Below are 21,153 nucleotides of genomic sequence, written 5' to 3'. Positions count from 1 at the left end.
GCGTTGATCTACCTGCTGATGCGATCCAGCCAGCAGGCCAGGCCCTGTGCGTTGAGTTCGATGTCCATCGCCAGCACGGCAATCACCGCCGCATCGTCCAGCGCACAACCATGCTGCTGCGCCCGTTCCAGGTACAGCGCCTGCAGTGCGGCCAGCAGGCAGCGGTGGCGGTCCGGCCGGCCATCGCACTGGCGGCCGATCGCGGCCATCGCATCGATCTGTTCGAACAGGTCGTTGGCCAGTTTCTGCACCTGCTGCACGCGCCCATAGTGGGTCAGGTACATCGCCTGCGGGCCGTAGCCCAGCATGCGTCGGATCGAGGCCTTCATCGCCTCCGGGTCGAACTGCACCGGCGAGGAAGTCGGGAAGATGAAAGCGCCCTGCGCGCTGTCCAGCTCGCGGTAGGAGATGCCGAACGTATCGCCAGTGAACCAGCTGCGGCTGCGCGCATCCCACACGCAATAATGGTGCAGTGCGTGGCCCGGCGTGTGCAGCAGCACCAGCTCGCGGCCAGCGAGATCGATGCGGTGGCCGTCTTCGGCCACCACCACGCGGTGTTCGGGAATCGGCTCGATGCGGCCGTAGCTGCGCGCGATCTCCTCGGCGCCGTACACCGCCGTCGCACCCGCAATCAGCCGGGTCGGGTCGATCATGTGCGGCGCACCGCGCGGATGCAGCACCGCCTTTGCGTTGGGCAGCTGCTGCATCAGCAGTCCGGCGCCGCCGGCGTGGTCCAGGTGCACGTGCGTGAGCAGCAGCCAGTCCACGGCATCCACGCCCAGGCCAGCGTCCACCAGCGCCTGCAGCATCGCCGGCACAGACAGGCCGGTGCCGCAGTCGACGAAGGCCGCGCGGCCGTTTTCAACGATCAGGTAGGCCGCGTCGAAGTCCGGGCGCTGGAAGCCGGTATCGATGGTGTGGATGCTGGGATCGGCGGTCATCGGCACGCACCTGGCAGTCTCGGAAACAGACGCCCATGGTAGGCGCGCAGGCGGTCCGGGTTCGATGCGGCTTTGGTCGGGTAGTGCCGGCCGCTGGCCGGCAACCTCGGGATGGCCGGGAGAATGCATGTGCCGCCGGCCAGCGGCCGGCACTACCGATCAGCCAGAACGCAATCCGAACCGCGGCCGCAGCAGCAACGCCAGCACCAGCACCGCCAGGAACGCGCCATAGGCATACAGCACCGCCAGCACCTGCGGCCAGATCGGGCCGGCGCCGGGCTGCACCACGCCAATGCGGTAGCCCCACAGCATCGACACGATGCTCAGCGCGAACGCCACGACCAGGGTGGTGCCATCGAACAGGCGCCGCCGCGCGCTGCGCGGCTGGCGCGGAAACAGCCAGTACAGGCTGCCCAGCAGCAGGAACCAGGGCAGGAACAGCAGCAGCGACAACCAGGCCATCGCAGACTCCATGTCATCGCGCCAGAGGCGCGCGGACATCATGCCATGGGTGCTGTGCCACGGTCGTGCTGGCGGGGGTCTTCCCTGTAGAGCCGAGCCCATGCTCGGCTGGTTAGCAAAGCAGCCGAGCGTGGACTCGGCTCTACAGAGGCGGAGCCGGGTCGAGCATGGCTCGACTCTACAAAGGGCAGGCAGGCCCGGCGATCAGGCCGCTTCGCGCAACGCAGCCAGGGCGGCCAGCACGGCGTCCACCTCGGTTTCCAGCTTGAACAGCTCGCTCTGCAACTGGTCGCCCTGCTCGGCCTGCTTGATCACCGCAATCAACTGGCCGGCATCGCGTGGCGAATCGAAGCCTTCGCTCTGGATCAGCAGCGTGCCGTCACCGGCGGTCAGCTTGAAGTAGAAGCGGCCGTCCTTTTCGCGGTACTGCTTGAACTGCGGCGGCGCCACGCGGGCCACGCCGGCATCTTCGCTGGCGATGTCACCGGCACTGGACAGGTCACGCAGGCCCACCGCATGGCGCAGCTCGTCCAGCAGCGGTGCCGCCAGCTGCTCGCGCAGCTGCTGGCCACGGCGCTTGAGCAGCGCTTCGATCTTCTCCGGCTCGGCCATCAGCGCGTTGTAGCGCTCGCGCAGCGGCGACAGCTCGCTGTCGATACGCTCGAACAGCTGCTGCTTGGCGTCGCCCCAACTGATGCCGGCGGCGAAGGCCCTGGCGAATTCCGCGGTCTGTTCCGGCGTGGCGAACGCCTGGTACATCTGGAACAGCGCCGAGCCCTCGGTGTCCTTCGGCTCGCCCGGTGCGCGCGAGTCGGTCAGGATCGAGAACACCAGCTTCTTCAGCTCCTCGCGCGGCACGAACAGCGGAATGGTGTTGTGGTAGCTCTTGCTCATCTTGCGGCCATCCAGGCCCGCCAGCGTTGCCACCTGCTCATCGATCACCACGTCCGGCAGCGGGAAGTACTCCTTGCCGTACACGTGGTTGAAGCGCTGGGCGAAGTCGCGCGCCATCTCGATGTGCTGGATCTGGTCACGGCCCACCGGTACCTGGTTGGCCTTGAAGATGAGGATATCGGCGGCCATCAGCACCGGGTACATGAACAGGCCGGCACTGACGCCTGCGTCCTCGTCCACGCCTTCCTCGCGGTTCTTGTCCACCGCCGCCTTGTAGGCGTGCGCGCGGTTGAGGATGCCCTTGCTGGCGATGGCGGTCAGGAACCACATCAGCTCGGTGGTCTCGCGGATGTCGCTCTGCCGGTAGAACCACACGTGTTCCGGGTCCAGGCCACAGGCCAGCCAGCTGGCCGCGATCTCCAGGGTCGCGCGCTGGGTGCGCTGCGGGTCCTGGGACTTGATCAGGCTGTGCAGGTCGGCCAGAAAGAAGAAGCTCTCGATCCCCGGCGCGCGGCTGGCCGCGATGGCCGGACGGATGGCGCCAACGTAGTTGCCCAGGTGGGGCGTGCCGGAGGGGGTGATGCCGGTAAGGACTCGGGTCGTCATGACTGCGTGGGGTAACCTTCGATGAACGGGGCCAGTTTACCTTGCACGCCACCAACCCCGTCAGGGCCTGCGGCGCGTTCATTCACGCAACCCCGCTGGAGACGCCCGATGAAACGCCTGCTGCCCCTGCTGTTGATCCTGCCCCTGGCCGGCTTCCGCCCCGCCCCGATGCCGCCGCCGGCCTACGAGGGCGGCCCCGTGCGCATGTCTCTGGTCGACCGCGACCGCGGCACCGAATTGCGCAGCTACCCCGCCGAGGGCCAGCGCTGGGTGGCCGGCGAGCGCGGCCACCGCTACGCCGTGCGCCTGTACAACGACAGCCCGCGCCGGGTGCTGGTGGTGCTGTCGGTAGACGGCGTCAACGCCATCTCCGGCGAGGATGCCGATCCGTCGCAGACCGGCTACGTGCTCAACCCCGGCCAGCGCGCCGACATCACCGGCTGGCGCAAGAGCCAGGATGAAGTGGCGCAGTTCGTGTTCAGCAGCCCCAGCGGCAGCTATGCCAGCCGCACCGGTCGCCCGGACAACGTCGGCGTGGTCGGCGTGGCGGTGTTCGAGGAAGCGCGCCGCTGGCGCCCCGAGCCGATCCTGCGCCGTGGCCTGCCGCCGCCGGCTCCAGCCGCACAGGCCGAAGCGGCGGCCGACGCCAGTGCCAGCCGCATCGAGGGTTACGCCAGCAAGTCGCAGGCCCCGGCGCTGGGTACCGGCCATGGCGCACGCGAGCAATCCTCGGTACGCGACACCGACTTCGAACGTGCCAGCCGCAGCCCTGCACAGGTATTGCAGCTGCGCTACGACAGTGCCCGCAACCTGCGTGCGCGCGGCATCCTGGTCGATGCGCCCTCGCGCCTGCCGCGCGAACCGCAGGCGTTCCCCAACCGCTACGTGCCGGACCCTCCGGCCCGCTGATCGTCCCGCGCAGACAGCACGACGCCCGCAACCTCACGGTGCGGGCGTCGTGATGTGGGGAAACCGAAGCGCTTACTTGTAGTCCGGGTAGTCCTTGCTCACCGCGTCCTGGAACTCACGCACTTCCTTCTCCGCGCGGTCCTTGGCCCAGCCATAACGTTCCTGCAGGCGGCCGGCCAGATACTCGGCATTGCCTTCGGCCACATCGAAATCGTCGTTGGTCAGATCGCCCCACTTGGCCTGCGCCTTGCCCTTAAGCTGCGACCACTTGCCGGAAATGATGTCTTTGTTCATTGCTGGGAGTCCTTGATTGCAACGGCGTTCTTACCGTGGCTCCAGCTTCGCGCAGCAGCTGTTGAATGCCGGTCAACCGCCAATGAAATACACGCTCACCTGCTTGAATGGTTCACTACGCTTCGACACGTACGCTGCAGGGAAACGCGCAAGCAAAAAGGCCGGGGAGATCCCCCGGCCTTTTTGCTTTCCGTTCCAATTCAGGCTCAACGGCCCTTGGCGGCATCCTCAACCTTTTCACCGGCCTTCTGCACGTCCTTGCCGGCACCGGCCACGGTGTTGCAACCGGCCAGCAGGGCCACCGAGAACATCGACAACAGCATCAGGGCAACTACGCGCTTCATAGGCTTCTCCTTGGGTTCGCCGCTATACCGCTTCATTCGCGGATGGGATTCTTTCGCTCGGCGGGAGGGCACCAATGCCCACTGCCGCCGCGTGAAGTGCAATCTGGCGGCAGGGGCGTGGAGCGGGCGTGAACGGTTCGGCGATCCGTTCAGCAGGGGGCGGTCAGTCGCGCATCAGGGTGGACTTGCCGAACAGGCTTTCCACCAGGTCCACGGCCAGTTCGGCGGTGGCATTCTGCTTGTCCAGCAAGGGGTTGAGCTCGACGATGTCCAGCGATCCCATGCGCCCGGTATCGGCGATCATTTCCATCACCAGCTGCGCCTCCCGATAGTTCACCCCACCCGGCACCGTGGTGCCGACGCCCGGCGCGATGCTGGGGTCGAGGAAATCCACATCGAAGCTGACGTGCAGGTGGGTGTTCTCATCAATGCCGGCCAGCGCCGCTTCCACGGCACGCTTCATGCCGTTCTCGTCGATGTAGCGCATGTCATAGACATCCACCTTGTGGGTCTTGATCAGGCGCTTCTCTTCCGGGTCCACCGAGCGGATGCCGATCTGGTGCATCTGCGCCGGGGTGATCGCCGGTGCGCTGCCGCCCAGACGGGTCAGCGCGTCCGGGCCGAGGCCGCACAGGCAGGCCACCGGCATGCCGTGGATGTTGCCCGACGGCGTGACATCGCTGGTGTTGAAGTCCGAATGCGCATCCAGCCACAGCACGCGCAGATTCTTCCCCTGCTCGCGGCACCAGCGCGCGACGGCGGTGATCGAACCGATGCCCAGGCAATGGTCGCCACCGAGCATGATCGGCATGCGCCCGGCCTGCAGCTCGGCGTAGCTGGCTTCCATCAGTGCGCGGTTCCAGGCCACCACCTCATCCAGGTGGCGGTAGCCCTCCACCGGCGCGGTCCACGGGTTGCGCGGGCCATCCAGGTTGCCCACGTCGCGCACGTCCACGCCGCGCGCTTCCAGCGCCTCCGGCAGGCCCGCCACGCGCAGCGCCTCCGGCCCCAGCCGTGCGCCGCGATGGCCCGCACCGACATCGGTGGGAACGCCAATCAGGGATACGGAAATGGGATGGGCCATGGGTGCCTCCTGCGGTGCGGAAAAAGAAGCACAGTCTAGCCAGAGCTGTGTGACACCACTCGCGGCGGTGCAGCAGGGCATGGGTCAGATCGCCGCGGCCTGCCAGCCGTATCCGGTCAGGCATTCCAGCGCTGGGTCGTCAGGAATTGGACCTTCCGCGATCCACCTCACATCCCGGTCGGTTTCGCCTCTTACGCAAGGCTGTTGTTGTGTCCACGCTGCGCAGGCACCCTGAAGGTGCCGCCTCACTTCCTCAATCATGGAGCACCACGCGCATGAAACATGCACTCAATGGACTTGCGGTACTGGCAATTGCCCTGGGCGGACTGTTTCCCGCCGCTGCCAGTGCACCCTCGCAACGCATCACGCATACGGTGACCACCGACGCGTATCCCATGCAGACGGCAGGCGCACGCCAGGTACTCGACTGGGTGGCGCAGCGGGTAAAGCCGTCGTTCGCTCCCCAGGGCTACGGCAACGTACAGGTGGAACGACAGGCAGTCTCCGTAGGCCGCGCGTCTGCACGCTCGGATGAATCGATACCTGGAAAACTGCCAGACCAGGGCATTCCCGGTGAGATCTACCGGGTGGAAAACCTGCTTCCCGACGGTTCCATCCAGACGTGGGAATTCACCTGGGTGGAACCCTCTTCCGGCCATGGCGGCGGCTGGGACGTCACCGGCTACACCTACAAGAAGGGAAATGACCCGGTGAACCAGCAGTAGCGGAACGGGGGCAACGCGCACCGCGCTGCCCCCTTAGACACGCCGCCGCCGCGCCTCAACCGCCGCGGCGGCGAACCGGCGTCAGGCTCTGCACCTGACCGTTGTTGCGCATCATGCACAGGAAACGGCCGTCGGGATAATCGATGATCAGTTCCTGGTAATCGCTGCCCACCGGCATCTGGGTGACCAGCGCGCCCTGAGCGCCCTTGCGCATGTTGCAGGCGCCCAACGCGGTATCGCCTGCCGGCGCCGGGGTGGTCACCGAAGACACATTGCGGAACACCGCGCGGCAGCCGCCATTGACCCACACCGAGTGCCGCGACAGGCCCCAGTTCCTGCCTTCCTCGCAGCGGGTGCGGCTGAGCTGGCGCACGATTTCCACATTGCCGCGGGTATTCAGATCGCACGACACCTGCTGCTGGCCGGTGGATTCGCAGGTGACTTCGCGCGGTAGCGCGGCATCCCCGGCGGCACCGTCGCGAGAGCGTTCGCCGTTTGCGGCGGGCGCAGGCGTGCCGCTGGCGCTGACTTGGCAGATGCCATTGGCGCCGCCACGGCCGGTGTAGCTGACTTGCGGCGCGCCGTCATCGTTGCGGCTGATCGACAGGGTGATGCCGCTGTTGGCATCGCGTGCTTCGAAATAGCGGTCGTTGAAGCGCTTCAGCGCCGTCTCGCGGCCCTGCACGTAGACCGGCCCGCCATCGTCTGCGTGAACATCGATGCCGCCCGGGCAGCTGGCGTTGAAGAACGGCACGGCGGCCATGGCCGGGGCTGCGAAGGTTGTGACCAACAGTGCGACGGTGAGCGGCAGGGCGTGGCGACGCATGGGTGGGTCCCGAAGGGCATGTGTCCCCAGTATGTGTCGGGGGTCTGCAAATGGTCTGTGAATCAAAAAGCCGGCAGCGCATTCGGGCGTTTGTGTTTGCTATGGTAGATGTGGAGCCTTGCCCGGGCTGTTAAGTCACCTTTACTTCGTGGGCCAGCTCAGGGCATGCGGCAGCGATGGTTCGGGCAGATTTCTCGCTGATGGCGCCACTGCGCAATCTGTCGCTTCTGGCATTGCGATGCCCGAAACGGGCCAAACGCGATAATTCATTTTTCCTTTCAGATCTCCCGATGCCATCGAAACAAACGACTGGCAGGCGGTGATTTCACGTGCGCATGATGAATCGCCACCTGCAAAGGTGGCCGGGTCTTCCAAGCCCGCGTAATCGATGCTGTATACGCTTGCCAGCCGGCGCCGTCTTCCCAAGCGGCGCCGGCTGGCAATCCGTTCGCCGATCGATGGCGGGCGGTGCGTGGGGGCCCCGTGCCCGCCGGCTCATCGATTCCCGGTCTTGGAAGCCACGCATCGCCCGCCACCCTACCGTGGCGGCACCTCTGTTCCTGACGAGGATGCCCGCATGTCCAGAACCCCTCACCCGTACCTGACCGCCACCCTCGGCGAGGCGGCTCTGCGCCTGCCACCTGAACTGGCCCAGCCGTTGGAAGCCGCTTTCGCCGCCGCGAACGAGGCGCCCGCGCCGATCAACCTGCCCGGCTGCCTGCAGCGCATCCAGGCCGGTGACGCCGCCGATGGACAGCCGTGGCCGGGGCCCGCCAGCACACCCGGCCAGGCCGTGGCCGCCGCGCGCCGGGATCGCGCCGCAGTGGGCCTGGTGTCACTGCTGGAGCTGTACCACGCCGCCGAGCGCGTGCGCGTGGACGGGGAAGAGAAAGACGACATCGGCGACGGCACGCGCGAAGGACTGATGCTGGCCTGCCGGGGTCTGGCGGAGTATGTGGCGTTGCAGGTGCGTAGCTGAGGCTGCTGCGGTCGCAGTGTGTGTGCGGCGTTGATCGAAGGATCTGCCCACGTCATACATTGAGCTGACTCACCGGGTTGGGGCGAGAAGACCGGCGAAAGGCGGTTTCTTCATTTTCGTTCCCCCGCCTTTGCGACCGGCGCCGCGCCGACGCATCATGCTCGGCGCATGCCCATGCTGCTCTGGCATGCAAGCGCACACCCAAGGCACGGATCACGGACCCAATCCGCAGTCAAAAGATGCTGTGCTAGATTCAAGAGCGTGACAGTGGCGCGAGAGATGCTTTCATGGATGCGTGGGTCGAGAAATGCGATTCTTCATCAAAACGCGGACTTCGGCGCCGCCTCTGGATCGCAGCGCGTCGTCGCCTCGCGATCGTTATTCCGGCGCTGGTGCTGACAGCATGTTCGAGCGCCGCGACGCCGCCCCCATCAGATCATGTGAATCAAAGACAGGCCATCAAATCAGGGAGTGAAGCTGGTATGGAGCGATTCAAGAACAGCATCGAGCGATTGTCCAATGTGCGTTTTGGCGATATCGATGCGTTGAACGAACAGCTTCACACGCATCTTGGAAAACCGACCCGGCAGGGCCTGAGAGACGAGCGAACCGCAGAACGTGGAATGTTGGGCGGCCTTGAAGTTCGGAACATCTCACTGAGAAGTGCTGTCGATAATCCTGCGCAGGCGAAGCTGACCTTCGATGTCGCGCCACCGAGCGTCGCGCTCAAAGAAGTCATCTGGGAGGGAACCGCGCAATATCCACCTCGGCCTGATGCCCCTGACTCACGCCCTTACTGGACCGCGCCAGTGAACGGTGCTGAGGTTGTACTCACTCTGGCCCCTGACAATGCGACATTGACCCACGTATTGATCAGTCAGCGTTGACCCCCAGGGCAGGAGCTCCAACATGGAACGTACTGAAGACTCTGTACTGCCGCAGCCGCAGGGGGGGCCTCGCCCAGGACCCGAACGTCGGCCGGACTCCCCGTTAGCTGACCCCTCGCTGGCGCCGCTTCTAGCGAAATCCCCAACACTTCGGGCGGGTCTCGCACAGGCCGAGCGCGACGATCTGGAGGTTGTCTGGGGACAAGCCGGTAGGGGCACCTATCTTGTTCCCGGTGAGAAGATCGTTATTGACGAGAACGCGGTTGGACAAGGCTCCAGAATCGCGCGCTCTCTTTCACACGAGGTGGGGCACCATCTCTTCACCGAACGTCCCGATCCGACGTCCAAGCAAACCTATGTAAACACCCTGCTACGCGGAGAAGCCGCTGCGACGCTCAGTAATGTCCAGGTCCAGAGTGAACTCATTGCGGCCGGTGGACCGGACATTGGCGTGTCGGGTACGGGTAATCGACCGCAACAGTATGGAGCCATTGCCGTTGAACTCCAGGCCGGGCGGATCAATCGAAACCAGGCACTTGGACAGATCGCTGAGGTGTTCAAAACGGAGGCTCCTTCTGTTGGTCCTCATGCGACATACGAGCTTTACTATGGCGCGCACTATGATCAGCACATAGCACCCACGCAGCGTCGACGTAGGCCCGAGCCAGAATTTGACGCCGAGCGCACTTCGGCTGCGGAAAGAGACGCCGTGGTCGCCGACGACTCACTCTCAGTGCAGCGAACAGCTTCCTCAGTAGCTGAACTCGGAAACGCTGACCGCTCTCTCTACATGCAGATAAGAGCGGGTGTGGAACGCTTGGACGCCGAGAGCGGGAAGCAGTGGGATGAGTCGAGTCAGCGCATATCCGCGAGTCTGTTGGTGCTCGCGAAGGAGCAGGGGTTTTCAAGAGTTGACCACGTTGCATTGAACAACCCGACAGAGTCCCTTGCACGTGGCGAGAAAGTATTCATCGTCGAGGGGGCGATGGACGATCCTGCCCAACGCCGTGGAACCATGAATATGATGGACGCGCTTCGCGTTCCTGAAGCAGAGTCCCTTCATCGCGCTGAAGCGTTGGCCGCAAATCTTGAACAGCAGCCGGCGCAGCAGGTTCATGCGCAGGACGGGCCATCGTTTTCAAGGTGAGGCTGTCGAGAAAACAGCTCTGCCGCCCTTCGAACCACCGGGCAGGTACCTAGAGCAGCGCAAAGAGGCGCTGAATCTTGGGGTGGTGCCGCTTATCCGAATCGAACGGATGACCTACTGTTTACAAGACAGTTGCTCTACCAACTGAGCTAAAGCGGCATGGGTGGTGCACCGGCGGCAGCGCCGCGGTCAGGGGATTCTAGCGCAACCGCGTGCATTCCAGCGACCGGCTCTGCGCCGCGCCGCTGCGCTGCTGGGCCTGGGCCGGCTGCGTGCCCGCCGCCAGCTGCCCTTCCAGCCACCATTGGCCGGCGTCGCCGCTGGCGACCAGGCGCGGCTGGAAGCCGGCGGCCTGCACCGCCGCCATGCGCCGTTCGGCGCCTTCGCGGTTGCGGTACTGGCCCAGCGCCACGGCGTTGGCCTCCTCACCCTGGCTGATGATGTAGTAGTCGCTCAGGCCGGCGGCGACGATGCGTTTCACGGTGGCCTGGGCTTCGTCACGGTTGGCGGCGGCCGGCAGCATCACCCGGTAGCGGGCACTGCCGCTGGCAGCGGGCTGTTCGCGCAGGCGCACCTGGCTGAGCAGCGTGCCGGCCTTGCCCTGCGCGCTGCTGGCGGCGGCGCGGTCGGCGAACGGGCCCAGCGCGACGCAGCGCGGCGGCTCGGCGGCCGCGGGCGGGGCTACGGGCTTTTCCGCTGCCGGAACGGGTGCAGGCGGTGTTACCGGCTTGGCAGCGGCAGCAACCAGCGCAGCCTCAGCCACCTGCGGCTTGGCGATCTCCGGCTTTGGCGGCGCAACGGGCGCGGGTGTCGCAGCCACCGCGGTCTTCGCCGCCGGTTCGCGCTCCATCAGCGGTGCAGTCGGGGCGGCGGCGGTGGCCTCGGCTGCGGCATTGGCATCCACGCCACCGGGCACCCAGCGCAGCTCGGCGACGCCAGCCGGTTGCGGCGCAGGCGCAGGCTTCTGCGGCGCCTCGCGCAGCAGCCACCAGCAGGCGACGCCGAGATTGAGAATGGCCAGTACGACGATCAGGGCACGGGTGAGCATGCGCGGATACTAGCGCGCGGGCTGGTGCACCGCCCAGCGGGCGAGGCCATCCAGCACCAGCGAGGGGTGGTAATCGGCAGCGGGCAGCAACGGCATCAGCGCCGGTGCGCCGCCACCGTGCACGAGCAGCGACGGTGCCACGCCCAGCAGCGTGTGCGCGTGCTGTGCGCTGCGTTCAATCAGCGCCACCGCAGCGCCATCGCAGCCGGAGGCCAGCGCGTCGGCGGTGTCGTTGGCGAACTCGCTGTAGCCGCCACCGGTCGCGGGCAGCTGCACGGCACGGGCGTGCAGTGCTTCGCGCATGGTGGTGGGCGATGCGGAGATGCGGCCACCGTGGTGCTGGCCGTCGGCATCGAGCAGATCAATCGTCAGTGCGGTGCCCACGCCGACCACCAGCACCGGGCGCTGCGCCTTGGCCGCAGCCAGCAGGGCGAGGAAGCGGTCGACGCCGAACTTTTCCGGCCTGGCATAGGCAATGCGCACGCCGGCGCATTCGGCGCTGGTGCGCACCACATGCACATGCTCGAAGCGGCGCTGCAGCTGGTCCAGCATCGCGCTGGTCAGCGACGGTGCCGCCACGCTGGCCACGAACGCGGTGCGGCCGCTGGGCAGGCTGTGCGGCGGCTGCCCGGCCATGCCTTCGGCGCCATGCGCCCAGGCCTGCACGTCACCGGCACGGTCACCCTGCAACGGCGCGAACTTGAAGCGCGAGTTGCCAAGGTCGAACAACCAATCGCTCATGCCGCCCTCACGCTGACTTCGCCGGCGTGCAGCAGGCGTTCCTGGCCATCGATGCGTACGCGCAATGCGCCGTCATCGGCCAGGCCAAGCGCAGTACCGTGCTGCCACTGCCCGTCCAGTTCCACGCGCACTTCGCGGCCGGCCAGCATGTCGAAGGCAGCGTAGCGCGGCAGGAACGGAGCGAGGCCTTCGCGATCGAATTCTTCCAGCGCCGGCAGCAGACGCGCCAGCACGGCAGCAACCACCCCATTGCGGTCCACCGGCTTGCCGGCCAACGTGTCCAGGTCCACCCACGGCTGGGTGATCTGCTCGCCGAACGACGGCGGCATGTGGGTGTTGATGCCGATGCCGATCACCGCGCGCGCCGGGCCGGCGTATTCGCCACCGCCCTCGGCAAGCAGGCCGACCAGCTTGCGCTTGCCATCGACGATCAGGTCGTTCGGCCACTTCAACTGCGCCTGGGTGTAGCCCAGGTCGTGCAGCGCTTCGGCCACGGCGATGCCGGCCACCAGGCTCAACCCGGCCAGGCGGCCCAGGCCGCCGGAGTACAGGCGCATCACCGACAGGTAGATATGCGCGGCCAACGGCGAGGCCCAGGTGCGGCCACGACGGCCGCGGCCACCGGTCTGGCGTTCGGCCAGCAGCACGCTGACCCCGCGCTGGGGCGCGCTGCACCGCAGCAATTCAGCGTTGGTGGAGTCCACCGTCCAGGCCACCTGCAGGTCGTGCAGCAGGGCCTGGGCATCGGCGGGCAGGCCGGCGCGGATCGCCACCGGGTCCAGCAGGTCGACCGGGCGGGTCAGGCCATAGCCCTCGCCAGCACGGCCCTTGATGTCCACACCTGCGGCCCTAAGCCCTTGAATACGCTTCCAAACAGCCGCCCGGGTCTGGCCCAGCTCTCGGGCCAGGGCGTCGCCGGACAGGCGACCGGCAGCGAGTTTGGCCAGCAATTGGCGATCGTCCACGGCAGCTTCCACGAAGTCAGGAAGGAATTATGCGGGAAAGCCGCCAGCGACGCCTGCCACGCTGGGTTCCGCCGGGGCTTCCAACGGGGCGCCGGGTTCGGGCTAGAATCGGGAACTCACCCTCCCTTAACGTGGATGTCGTCAATGCGCCGTTATGCCCATTGCCTGATCCTGCTGATGATGCCCTTCGCGGCGTCTGCAACGGCAGCGCTGGACGACAGCCGGGGCGCCTGCGTGTCCTCCAACGGTGATGCCGCCTCGCAGCGCGCGCCGACCGCGACCGCCTCGGCTGCGACCACCAAGCCGGCACCGGTACGCCCTGCGGCCGGCAGTGCCACCAGCACCGGGGGCGGCGGCAGCGACGACGACGTGCTGCAGCGCATCCGTGCGCCGAAGTGGCACAGCTACCTGCCGGGAATGTTCCGCTGATCAAGTCGTTGCTGCAGTGGCTGCGGCCCTCGCCGCGGCCGATCGACGATGCGCTTTGGGAAGACGCCTGCCGCCGTGCGGCCTGGCTGCACGGCCTGGACGATGAACGCCGCGCGCGACTGCGCGTGCTGGCCACGCGCTTCCTGCATGAGAAGACCATTACTCCGATCGGTGAGCTGCAGTTGCAGGCCGGCGACGGCGTGCTGCTGGCCGCGCTGTGCTGCCTGCCGCTGCTGGAGTTCGGCGCGGTGGGGCTGGAGGGCTGGTCGCAACTGATCGTCTACCCGGATGCGTTCCGCGTGCACCGCAGCCACATGGATGCGGCCGGCGTGCTGCACGAGTGGGATGACGAGCTGATCGGCGAGTCGTGGGACAGCGGTCCGTTGATCCTGTCCTGGGCCGATGTGCAGGCCGACCTGGCCGCACCGCACGACGGCTACTGCGTGGCGGTGCATGAGATGGTGCACAAGCTCGATGCGCTGGATGGTGCAATGGACGGCACACCGCCGCTGCCGCGGCAATGGCAGCTTGAGTGGGCAGCCACGTTCCAGCGCGCCTACGACGCCTTCTGCGCGCAGGTGGACGCCGGCGAAGAGACCCTGATCGATCCGTATGCGGCCGAGGCGCCGGAGGAGTTCTTCGCGGTGGCCAGCGAGTACCACTTCTCGGCACCGGATCTGCTGCAGCAGGCGTTGCCGGAGGTGGCCGCGCAGCTGCGGCGGTTCTATGGCGAGCCGCCGAAGATCGAAATGCCGTAGTGCCGGCCGCTGGCCGGCAACCTCATGATCTTCGATGGCATTGCTTGGTTGCCGGCCAGCGGCCGGCACTACCGATCAACGAGGTTTACGGCCCCGGCGGCAAGCGCACTTCGAAGCGGGCGCCACCCAGTTCGGCTGAACGGCCCACGGTCAGTTCGCCGCGGTAGTCCTTGATCAGGTCCTGCACGATCGACAGGCCGATGCCGTGGCCCTGCACGCGCTCGTCGCCACGCACGCCACGCTGCAGCACCTTGCCGATGTCGTCCGGGGCGATGCCCGGGCCATCATCGTCCACCGCCAGCAGCAGGCCGGCACGGCGTGCGTTCGGCGCCGGCAGCGGCTGCGCGGTCAGCAGCACGCGGCGGTTGGCCCACTTGAAGGCGTTCTCCAGCAAGTTACCGAGCAGTTCCTGCAGGTCCCCCGGTTCGCCGTGGAAGCGCGCGGCCGGGTCGATATCGAATTCGCACAGCACGCCCTTGGAGGCGTAGACCTTTTCCAGGCCACGCACGATTTCCTCGGCGTTGGACTCGATCGGCAGCGGCGCGGAGAACAGCTTGTGGCCCGACGAGGCCGCGCGTGCCAACTGGTACGAAACCAGGTTGTTCATGCGCTGCAGCTGCACGTCCAGTTCTTCGCGCAGCGCACCGTCGCCGGCACCGCTGTCCATCTGCGTGCGCAGTACCGCGATTGGCGTTTTCAGGCTGTGCGCCAGATCGGCAAGGGTATTGCGCTGGCGCTCGAGGTTCTCGCGCTCGCTTTCGATGAAGGCGTTGATGCTGTCGGTCAGCGGTTCCAGCTCGCGCGGGTGGCGCTCGCTCATGCGCTCGGTCTCGCCGCGCTGCACCTTGGTCAGCTCGGTGATCACCCGGCGCAGCGGGCGCAGGCTCCACTGCAGGATGACGGTCTGCAGCAGCAGCAGGATCAGGCCGATGCCGCCCAGGTAGAACCAGACGCGGCCACGGAACACGCGCAGCTGCGCACCCAGCGCGCGCGAGTCTTCCATCACGTAGATGGTGTACGGGAATTCGGTGGCGGGGTCGGCGTCGGCGCCCCACACCAGGCCCAGGCCATAGCGGTACACCGAGCCCTGGCTGCCATCGATCTGGATCATCGGCAGCGGACCTTCGAACACTTCCTGGCGCGGCGCCAGCAGGCCGCCACCGACGGTGGGCAGCATCGGGCCTTCGGCGGACATCGAATTGCCCTTGCCGTGCGGCATCACCACCTGCAGGTACAGGCCACTGCCCGGTACGTCGAAGCGCGAATCCGGCGGCTGCTCGCGGATGTACAGCGAGCGGTCGCGGGTGAAGTCGATGCCGGCCGCGTAGGAGGTGGCGTAGTTCTTCAGGCGCTCACGCAGGTTCGCCTTCGCCGTATCGGCGAAGGCGGCGTCGAGCGCGTAACCGGCCAGCGCCAGGAACGCGACCAGGCCCACGGACGCGGCGAGCATCTGGCGCGCCTGCAGTGAGCGCGGCCGCCAGCGTCGGAAGAACCACAGACGGCCGGACATCGTGTTATCGCCAGGGTGAGCCGGCTCAGCCCTCGTTGCGCGGGATCGCGAAACGGTAGCCGCGACCGCGCACGGTCTCGATCGGCTTCAGTTCTCCATCCGGGTCCAGCTTCTTGCGCAGGCGGCCGATGAAGACCTCCAGCACGTTGGAGTCGCGGTCGAAGTCCTGCTGGTAGATGTGTTCGGTGAGGTCGGCCTTGGAGACCAGTTCACCGGCATGCATCATCAGGTACTCCAGCACCTTGTACTCGTAGCTGGTCAGGTCGACATTGCTGCCGGCCACGCTGACCGTCTGGGCAGCAAGGTCCAGGGCGACCGGGCCGCATTCCAGGGTCGGCTTGCTCCAGCCGGCGGCGCGGCGCAGCAGCGCGTTGACGCGGGCCAGCAGCTCTTCGACGTGGAACGGCTTGACCAGGTAATCGTCGGCGCCCTGCTTCAGGCCCTCGACCTTGTCCTGCCAGCTCGAACGCGCGGTCAGGATCAGTACCGGGAACTTCTTGCCTTCGTCACGCAGGGCCTTGATCAGCTCCATGCCCGACATCTTGGGCAGGCCGAGGTCGATGATGCCGACATCGAACGGAACTTCGCGCCCCATGTAGAGGCCTTCCTCGCCGTCCTGCGCAGCATCGACGGCAAAGCCTTCGCGCTTGAGCCGGGCTGCCAGGGTCTCACGCAGCGGGGCTTCGTCTTCGACCAGAAGGATACGCATGAACTCTCCCTAGTGTCCTGGGTGTGGCCCGGAGGCCTGTGGGGTACGGGTTGATACCGACGACTATCCCTGTTCAGGGGTTATCGCCGCGTAGTGATGACATATCCGACCGCGGCGTGCGCGGCTGTGAACGCGACGGGGCGGGGTCGTCCATGTAGCGGACCCGGCCCCGGTCGTCCATGTACTTCACCCGGTTGATATCACGACCATCGAACGGCACGCGCTCGGCGCCGAGGATGTGGCCGCCGGTGCTGCGCTGCACGCGGCGCACGGCATCGGACAGCGAACGCTCGTCGCCACGGTTGCCGCGCTCTCCCCGATCCATCATTTCCGCCCGTGCCTGCTCGCCGCGCGGCGGCTGTTGCGCCAGCGCCGACGACAGCGGCGCAGCCGACAGCACCACGCAGGTGGCCAGGGCAATGCGGCAATGGAAGGGAGCGGAAGACATCGATGCGATCCTAGCCGAGCACGGCGATTCGTTCAAAAGTCGTAAATCCGGGAGCCGGGTGCGGGACCCGGCCTTTACAATTCCTTTGCAAATTCTTGGTTTGGGGCAGTGAATCCGGTCTGAACTTTTCCGGCCGCAGCCCTGCGATGTTCAGCTAGGTGAACATTCGGGACGAATCGCCGTCCCTTGTCAAGTCAGGAATGTGACTGCGGTCACGCTGCGGCACGATCGGCATCGCGCTCGGTGACCGACAGCGCCTGCTCGACCAGGCTCCAGTCGGCGCCCGGGCGGTGCGCGCCCTCGCTCAGCACCTGGCGGAACGCGCGGCCACCGGGCTGGCCGTGGAACAGGCCGAGCAGGTGGCGGGTGATGTGCTTCAGTGCCAGACCTTCGCCCAGGCGCGCTTCCACGTAGGGACGCAGCGTGCGCAGCAGGTCACCGCGCGCCTGCAACGGCGCGCCGGTCTGCAGCGCCTCCAGCTGATGCAGCAGGTAGGGGTCGTGGTAGGCCGCGCGGCCCAGCATCACGCCATCGACGTGCGCGGCCTGCGCCTGCACCGCCTCGATGCTGGCCAGGCCGCCATTGAGCACCACCGGCAGCGCCGGGCGCTCCTGCTTCAGGCGGTAGGCCCAGTCGTACTTCAGTGGCGGAACCTCGCGGTTCTCCTTCGGCGACAGGCCCTTCAGCCACGCGTTGCGCGCATGCACCACCACCATTGCGGCACCGGCGGCGACCTGGCGGTCGACGAAGGCGGCGAACACGTCATAGTCGTTGTCCTCGTCCACGCCCAGGCGGCACTTCACCGTCACCGGGATCCCGATCGCGTCGACCATCGCCGCCACGCAGTCGGCTACCAGCGCCGGCTCGCGCATCAGGCAGGCGCCAAAACGCCCGGCCTGCACGCGGTCGGACGGACAGCCGCAGTTGAGGTTGACCTCGTCGTAGCCCCACTCCGCGGCGATGCGCGCGGCCTGCGCCAGCAGCGCCGGGTCGCTGCCGCCCAGCTGCAGCGCCAGCGGCTGTTCGCTGCGGTCGAAGCCGAGCAGGCGCTCGCGGTCGCCGTGGATGACCGCGTTGGTGTGCACCATTTCCGTGTACAGGCGCGCACCCGGCGCCAGCACGCGGTGGAACACGCGGCAATGGCGGTCGGTCCAGTCCATCATGGGGGCAACGGACAGGCGCAGGGAATCAGCGTAACGGGCGGTGGCGGACGTCATCGGGGTGTTGATCGCGGAGACTGGCATTGCCAGTGAGATCAATAGTTTACACCGGACGGCTGAACGGCGGCGGGTGGCGCCGGGACTGGCCGCTCGACCGGCCCCGGGGTCGCCGCGTGGCTTACAACCCGCGGTTGCGCACCTGTTCCTGCTGCTGCTCCTGCGCACGCTGGTTGAACTGGCTGTCCAGCGCTTCGCTTTGCCGGCTGCTGGCCTCGACCGAGTGCGATACCGCCTGCTGGCGGTCGACGAAGGTCCGCTGCGCCGCCGGGTCGCCCAGCTCGCCCTGCACCGCAAACAGACCGGTGCCGTCGGGGCGGGCCACGACGTGGTCGATCTGGCGCATCCCGGACACCTTGCTTTCGTACGCCAGCTGGCCGGCCGCCCGCTCAACCTCCTGCGGGTTGGCGAACAGTGGCTTCAGGCCGGCCTGGGCACGCTGCTGCTCCAGCGCCTGCAGCTTGCCCAGCGCCTGGCCGAAGCGCGCGTTGTCGGCGTGCCCGGGGTCGCGCATGCTGGCCGGCTCTGCGGGCTCGGCCCGGGCCGGTGCCGCCGGCGGGGTACCGGCCTTGACCGCGTTGGGGGCATCGACCTGCGCCAGGGTCTTGCGGCCTGCCTTGCCATCGTCGTCCAGGCCGTTGTTGGCCTGGAACTGCTTGACCGCCGCAAAGGTGTCCTTGCCATACACACCATCGGCGTGCAGCGGCTTGCCATTGGCCCCGGCATAGCCCAGCGCCGCCAGCTTGCCCTGCAAGGCCTTGACCTCATCGCCGCGCTCGCCCTGCTTCAGCACGCCATCGGCCATCGGCGCCTGCTGTGCACTGCGTGCGGCCTGCGCGGCCTCGGGGCCCTGCGCGTGGACCTTGCCGCCCAGGGTGATGCGGTCATTGAGCATGTCACCCAGGAACCTGCGGTACTGGTCCGGCTCGAGCTCGATATGTGCGTGCACGGCACCCGGGGTGCCGGCATCGGACTGGCGGATCAACGGCGCGCCGTACTCGACGAAATCACCAGTCTTGTAGGGGGTGCTTCCACGTGCACCATGCAGCACCTGCCCGACCAGTTCACGCTGCGGATGCCCGGCCGGATGGCTCCAGATGCTGATGGAGTTCCACTTGTCGTTGTTGACCTGCACGTAGCCCGCGACCGGATTGGGAATCATCACTTCCCGGTCGCCGCGCGAAGTACTCAGGATCAGATCCTTGTGCACCAGCGGAATGCCGTTGCGATCACCACGGGTCCGCACCGTTTCCAGCTCGCCCTCGACCATTGCCGACGGGCGGTCAGCCTTGGCGGCATTGCCGGTGCGCACGGCCTCGGCGTTGGTGTTGGGGTGATGGATCTTCAGTTCGCGGTAGGCATCCTCGCCACTGGTGCCATGACGCAGTGTGCGGTTGCTGCTGCCGTTGCCAAAGGGTTCGACCACGACGATGCGCTGGCCACCGGGTGCGGCAGCGGCATCGGGTTCGCGCGCAGTCGCGGGTGCGGGTGCCGCAGCAGGCGTGGCCGGTGCCACAGGCTGCGCCGGCGTGTGCTCGCGTACCACCGTATCCAGAGCCTGCAGGGTCTGCCGGCCGGCCTTGCCATCAACGGTCAGCCCATGCGCCTGCTGGAACTCGCGCACTGCATGCTCGGTGTTGGCACCGTAGTGGCTATCGGCTGTCAGAGGTTGCCCGTTGCGGCCGGTATGGCCGGCCTGGATCAACTTGGCCTGCAGGGCCTGGACCTCGGTACCGTGCTCGCCGGGTGCCAGCACGCCGTCGGCCATCGCCGATGCGGCCGCGCGCTGCCCGCGCCGGCCCGGCTCAGGTTCACCGAACGCTTGCTGGTAATCCTTGCCCCGGTAAGCCTCGGGGTTTTGGTTGACCTGGTCGTAGCGCGCCAGCCCGACCAGCGCGTTCTTCTCGGTGAGCGCACGATCACGCAGCGAATCCCACAGGGTGGGCGAGCTCTGGAAGTGCGACTGCACGTTGGCGTGCTTGTAGTCCTGCACCGCGCGGACAATCTGCTCGTCACTCAGCTCAGCCAGCTTGAAGTCTTCGCTGTAGGCTTGCTGGAGACCCTTCTGGAACACCGAACGTGTCATGCCGCGGTACTGCACCGAGGTGCTCCACAGCGCGTCCTGCACGGCCGGACCACGGCCGGAAAGATCAATGCCTACATCCTTCAGGCGGCCCATCTGCACGTCGTAGTACTGGTGCTGGATGAAGTCGTGCTGATCCCTGGCAAACCCTGCCGGATCGGCCGCCGCCACTTCCTTCCAGCGTTCGGTGAAGGCCGGGGTTCCTGCCTGCAGGCCGTTGAAGCGGTTGCCATAGCGCGAGGCGGCGACGTATTCGTCCACGCCGCCAACGTTGGTGGCGTACTGGTAACTGCCATACGACACGCCACCATGGTCGCCCCTGCCGGTGGAAACGTGGCCGGGGCCACGACCTCCGGTTTCGAAATGCGCCGACGTCTGGCCGCGATGCCAGCTGTCCATTGCCTGCTTTGCCTGGGTCACAACATCCATCTTCCTGCACTCCTTTGCGGGGGATTTACTTTGAGGTCAGTGCCTGCAGCACATCGGCACGGTTGGCGGTGCGATTGATCCGGCAGGACTGCGCGTCCAGCATCTGCCCCTGCCCGTCTTCGGCAGGGTTCCAGCTGCAGTAGCGATTGGTATCGGACATGTAGGCAGCCTGCTCGTCCATCAGCCTGTCCTTGTCCTTGCCATCGGGGCCGTCAACGATCTTCATGAAAGCCTGCTCGAGCCGCTGCTCCTGCCAAGCAAGCTCGTCATCACCACACGCCTGCAGTGCCGATGTCTCGCCGCCGCTGGATCTCACGCATGCAGCATACTGCGGCCGCAACGTCGCCTTGTTGTAGGAATCATCCGGGCGCTGCGGCGGCATGTCCTGGTCATCGGCATCGGCCACCGTCGTGGCAGGTGCGGCACGTGCAGGCTCTGCAGTGGCGGGCGGCGATGCAGTGGCCGGCGCGGCGGCCGCGGGAGCAGCTGCCGTATCCGCCTCCGGGCTCTTGGCCTGGCATGCCGCCAGGCTGAGGCCAAAGGCCAGCGCAAGGGCGATGGCCCCAGCCTTGCCGAACGTTTCACGGGGGGCCGCTGGAAGGTGGTTTATTCCCTGCATTGCTTGCATCTCCTTGGCATCCAGGCGCGTGGCCCGTCAACGCGGGGCCGTCCATCGGCCCCATCAGGAAACGCATGCTACGCGAGCGCCGGTTTCAGA

23 protein-coding genes and 1 tRNA gene are annotated in these 21,153 nt (G+C 66.8%); 7 read left to right on the top strand and 17 right to left on the bottom strand.

Going from position 1 to position 21,153, the window contains the following annotated elements:
* Nucleotides 1-8 precede the first annotated feature (8 nt).
* The 3 genes from ACS0OT_RS01165 to ACS0OT_RS01155 all read right to left on the bottom strand — a co-directional run bounded on the left by ACS0OT_RS01165 (nt 9) and on the right by ACS0OT_RS01155 (nt 2,903).
* Nucleotides 9-941 carry an MBL fold metallo-hydrolase gene (locus ACS0OT_RS01165; RefSeq protein WP_065185635.1) on the bottom strand — a complete coding sequence of 311 codons (933 nt, stop codon included), beginning with the start codon at nt 939-941 and terminating at the stop codon, nt 9-11.
* A gap of 159 nt (nt 942-1,100) precedes the next feature.
* Nucleotides 1,101-1,403 carry a hypothetical protein gene (locus ACS0OT_RS01160; protein WP_032954673.1) on the bottom strand — a complete coding sequence of 101 codons (303 nt, stop codon included), beginning with the start codon at nt 1,401-1,403 and terminating at the stop codon, nt 1,101-1,103.
* A 204-nt stretch (nt 1,404-1,607) separates the two neighbouring features.
* Nucleotides 1,608-2,903, bottom strand: a complete 1,296-nt coding sequence (locus ACS0OT_RS01155; protein WP_065178978.1) for a tryptophan--tRNA ligase — start codon at nt 2,901-2,903, stop codon at nt 1,608-1,610.
* Nucleotides 2,904-3,011: 108 nt separating this feature from the next.
* On the opposite strand from ACS0OT_RS01155, the gene ACS0OT_RS01150 reads away from it, so the two are divergent.
* On the top strand, nt 3,012-3,812 hold the full coding sequence (locus ACS0OT_RS01150) for a hypothetical protein (protein WP_164093135.1): 801 nt from the start codon (nt 3,012-3,014) through the stop codon (nt 3,810-3,812).
* 72 nt (nt 3,813-3,884) lie between these two features.
* Here the strand turns inward: ACS0OT_RS01150 and ACS0OT_RS01145 are convergent, their stop codons facing one another.
* The 3 genes from ACS0OT_RS01145 to rocF all read right to left on the bottom strand — a co-directional run bounded on the left by ACS0OT_RS01145 (nt 3,885) and on the right by rocF (nt 5,534).
* Nucleotides 3,885-4,106, bottom strand: coding sequence for a CsbD family protein (locus tag ACS0OT_RS01145; protein WP_004153772.1), 222 nt, complete (start codon nt 4,104-4,106; stop codon nt 3,885-3,887).
* A gap of 206 nt (nt 4,107-4,312) precedes the next feature.
* Entirely contained in the window at nt 4,313-4,450 is a 138-nt protein-coding gene (locus ACS0OT_RS01140) for an entericidin A/B family lipoprotein (protein WP_005407710.1), read from the bottom strand.
* A gap of 163 nt (nt 4,451-4,613) precedes the next feature.
* Nucleotides 4,614-5,534, bottom strand: a complete 921-nt coding sequence (gene rocF, locus ACS0OT_RS01135; protein WP_005420594.1) for an arginase — start codon at nt 5,532-5,534, stop codon at nt 4,614-4,616.
* Nucleotides 5,535-5,809: 275 nt separating this feature from the next.
* Here rocF and ACS0OT_RS01130 point away from each other — a divergent pair, with 275 nt between their 5' ends.
* The gene (locus ACS0OT_RS01130) at nt 5,810-6,259 is read left to right on the top strand and encodes a hypothetical protein (protein WP_065196028.1); all 450 of its coding nucleotides are present in this window, start codon (nt 5,810-5,812) and stop codon (nt 6,257-6,259) included.
* Nucleotides 6,260-6,314: 55 nt separating this feature from the next.
* Here ACS0OT_RS01130 and ACS0OT_RS01125 read toward each other — a convergent pair whose 3' ends face one another.
* Entirely contained in the window at nt 6,315-7,085 is a 771-nt protein-coding gene (locus ACS0OT_RS01125; protein WP_111176962.1) for a DUF3011 domain-containing protein, read from the bottom strand.
* A 577-nt stretch (nt 7,086-7,662) separates the two neighbouring features.
* On the opposite strand from ACS0OT_RS01125, the gene ACS0OT_RS01120 reads away from it, so the two are divergent.
* From ACS0OT_RS01120 to ACS0OT_RS01110, 3 genes are all read left to right on the top strand, one after another.
* Complete coding sequence (locus ACS0OT_RS01120) at nt 7,663-8,064, top strand: hypothetical protein (RefSeq protein WP_164229725.1); 402 nt, start codon at nt 7,663-7,665, stop codon at nt 8,062-8,064.
* Nucleotides 8,065-8,351: 287 nt separating this feature from the next.
* A complete protein-coding gene (locus ACS0OT_RS01115) occupies nt 8,352-8,951 on the top strand; it encodes a hypothetical protein (protein ID WP_139726619.1) in 600 nt (199 codons plus the stop codon).
* Between the two features lie 22 nt (nt 8,952-8,973).
* Complete coding sequence (locus ACS0OT_RS01110; protein WP_442256004.1) at nt 8,974-10,098, top strand: XVIPCD domain-containing protein; 1,125 nt, start codon at nt 8,974-8,976, stop codon at nt 10,096-10,098.
* A gap of 83 nt (nt 10,099-10,181) precedes the next feature.
* On the opposite strand, the gene ACS0OT_RS01105 is transcribed toward ACS0OT_RS01110, so the two are convergent.
* From ACS0OT_RS01105 to birA, 4 genes are all read right to left on the bottom strand, one after another.
* A tRNA-Thr gene (locus ACS0OT_RS01105) sits at nt 10,182-10,257 on the bottom strand.
* Between the two features lie 40 nt (nt 10,258-10,297).
* Nucleotides 10,298-11,146 carry an SPOR domain-containing protein gene (locus ACS0OT_RS01100; RefSeq protein ID WP_065185600.1) on the bottom strand — a complete coding sequence of 283 codons (849 nt, stop codon included), beginning with the start codon at nt 11,144-11,146 and terminating at the stop codon, nt 10,298-10,300.
* Between the two features lie 9 nt (nt 11,147-11,155).
* Complete coding sequence (locus tag ACS0OT_RS01095) at nt 11,156-11,887, bottom strand: type III pantothenate kinase (RefSeq protein ID WP_053498757.1); 732 nt, start codon at nt 11,885-11,887, stop codon at nt 11,156-11,158.
* Nucleotides 11,884-12,852 (bottom strand): bifunctional biotin--[acetyl-CoA-carboxylase] ligase/biotin operon repressor BirA, encoded by a 969-nt coding sequence (gene birA, locus ACS0OT_RS01090; RefSeq protein ID WP_065179623.1) that lies wholly within the window; start codon nt 12,850-12,852, stop codon nt 11,884-11,886. Before birA ends, ACS0OT_RS01095 begins: the two co-directional genes overlap by 4 nt.
* A gap of 144 nt (nt 12,853-12,996) precedes the next feature.
* Here birA and ACS0OT_RS01085 point away from each other — a divergent pair, with 144 nt between their 5' ends.
* Nucleotides 12,997-13,281, top strand: coding sequence for a hypothetical protein (locus ACS0OT_RS01085; RefSeq protein ID WP_049412595.1), 285 nt, complete (start codon nt 12,997-12,999; stop codon nt 13,279-13,281).
* Nucleotides 13,248-14,039 carry a zinc-dependent peptidase gene (locus ACS0OT_RS01080; RefSeq protein WP_176556894.1) on the top strand — a complete coding sequence of 264 codons (792 nt, stop codon included), beginning with the start codon at nt 13,248-13,250 and terminating at the stop codon, nt 14,037-14,039. The genes ACS0OT_RS01085 and ACS0OT_RS01080 overlap by 34 nt, the downstream gene beginning before the upstream one ends.
* 85 nt (nt 14,040-14,124) lie before the next feature.
* Here ACS0OT_RS01080 and ACS0OT_RS01075 read toward each other — a convergent pair whose 3' ends face one another.
* The 6 genes from ACS0OT_RS01075 to ACS0OT_RS01050 form a co-directional block, all read right to left on the bottom strand.
* A complete protein-coding gene (locus ACS0OT_RS01075; protein WP_014645620.1) occupies nt 14,125-15,549 on the bottom strand; it encodes an ATP-binding protein in 1,425 nt (474 codons plus the stop codon).
* Between the two features lie 25 nt (nt 15,550-15,574).
* Nucleotides 15,575-16,258 (bottom strand): response regulator transcription factor, encoded by a 684-nt coding sequence (locus ACS0OT_RS01070; protein ID WP_004136763.1) that lies wholly within the window; start codon nt 16,256-16,258, stop codon nt 15,575-15,577.
* 73 nt (nt 16,259-16,331) lie between these two features.
* Nucleotides 16,332-16,706 (bottom strand): hypothetical protein, encoded by a 375-nt coding sequence (locus ACS0OT_RS01065; protein WP_005420623.1) that lies wholly within the window; start codon nt 16,704-16,706, stop codon nt 16,332-16,334.
* Nucleotides 16,707-16,918: 212 nt separating this feature from the next.
* On the bottom strand, nt 16,919-17,950 hold the full coding sequence (gene dusA, locus ACS0OT_RS01060; protein ID WP_176556893.1) for a tRNA dihydrouridine(20/20a) synthase DusA: 1,032 nt from the start codon (nt 17,948-17,950) through the stop codon (nt 16,919-16,921).
* 94 nt (nt 17,951-18,044) lie between these two features.
* Complete coding sequence (locus ACS0OT_RS01055) at nt 18,045-20,435, bottom strand: peptidoglycan-binding protein (RefSeq protein ID WP_235648718.1); 2,391 nt, start codon at nt 20,433-20,435, stop codon at nt 18,045-18,047.
* Between the two features lie 25 nt (nt 20,436-20,460).
* A complete protein-coding gene (locus ACS0OT_RS01050) occupies nt 20,461-21,063 on the bottom strand; it encodes a lysozyme inhibitor LprI family protein (protein ID WP_329953537.1) in 603 nt (200 codons plus the stop codon).
* Between the last annotated feature and the right edge of the window lie 90 nt (nt 21,064-21,153).

It is taken from the genome of Stenotrophomonas maltophilia group sp. RY12688, from assembly GCF_052149045.1.
GTDB classification, from domain to species: domain Bacteria; phylum Pseudomonadota; class Gammaproteobacteria; order Xanthomonadales; family Xanthomonadaceae; genus Stenotrophomonas; species Stenotrophomonas sepilia.
Note: the sequence above shows the minus strand (reverse complement) of the source record. Positions and strands in the feature narration are given on the sequence as shown.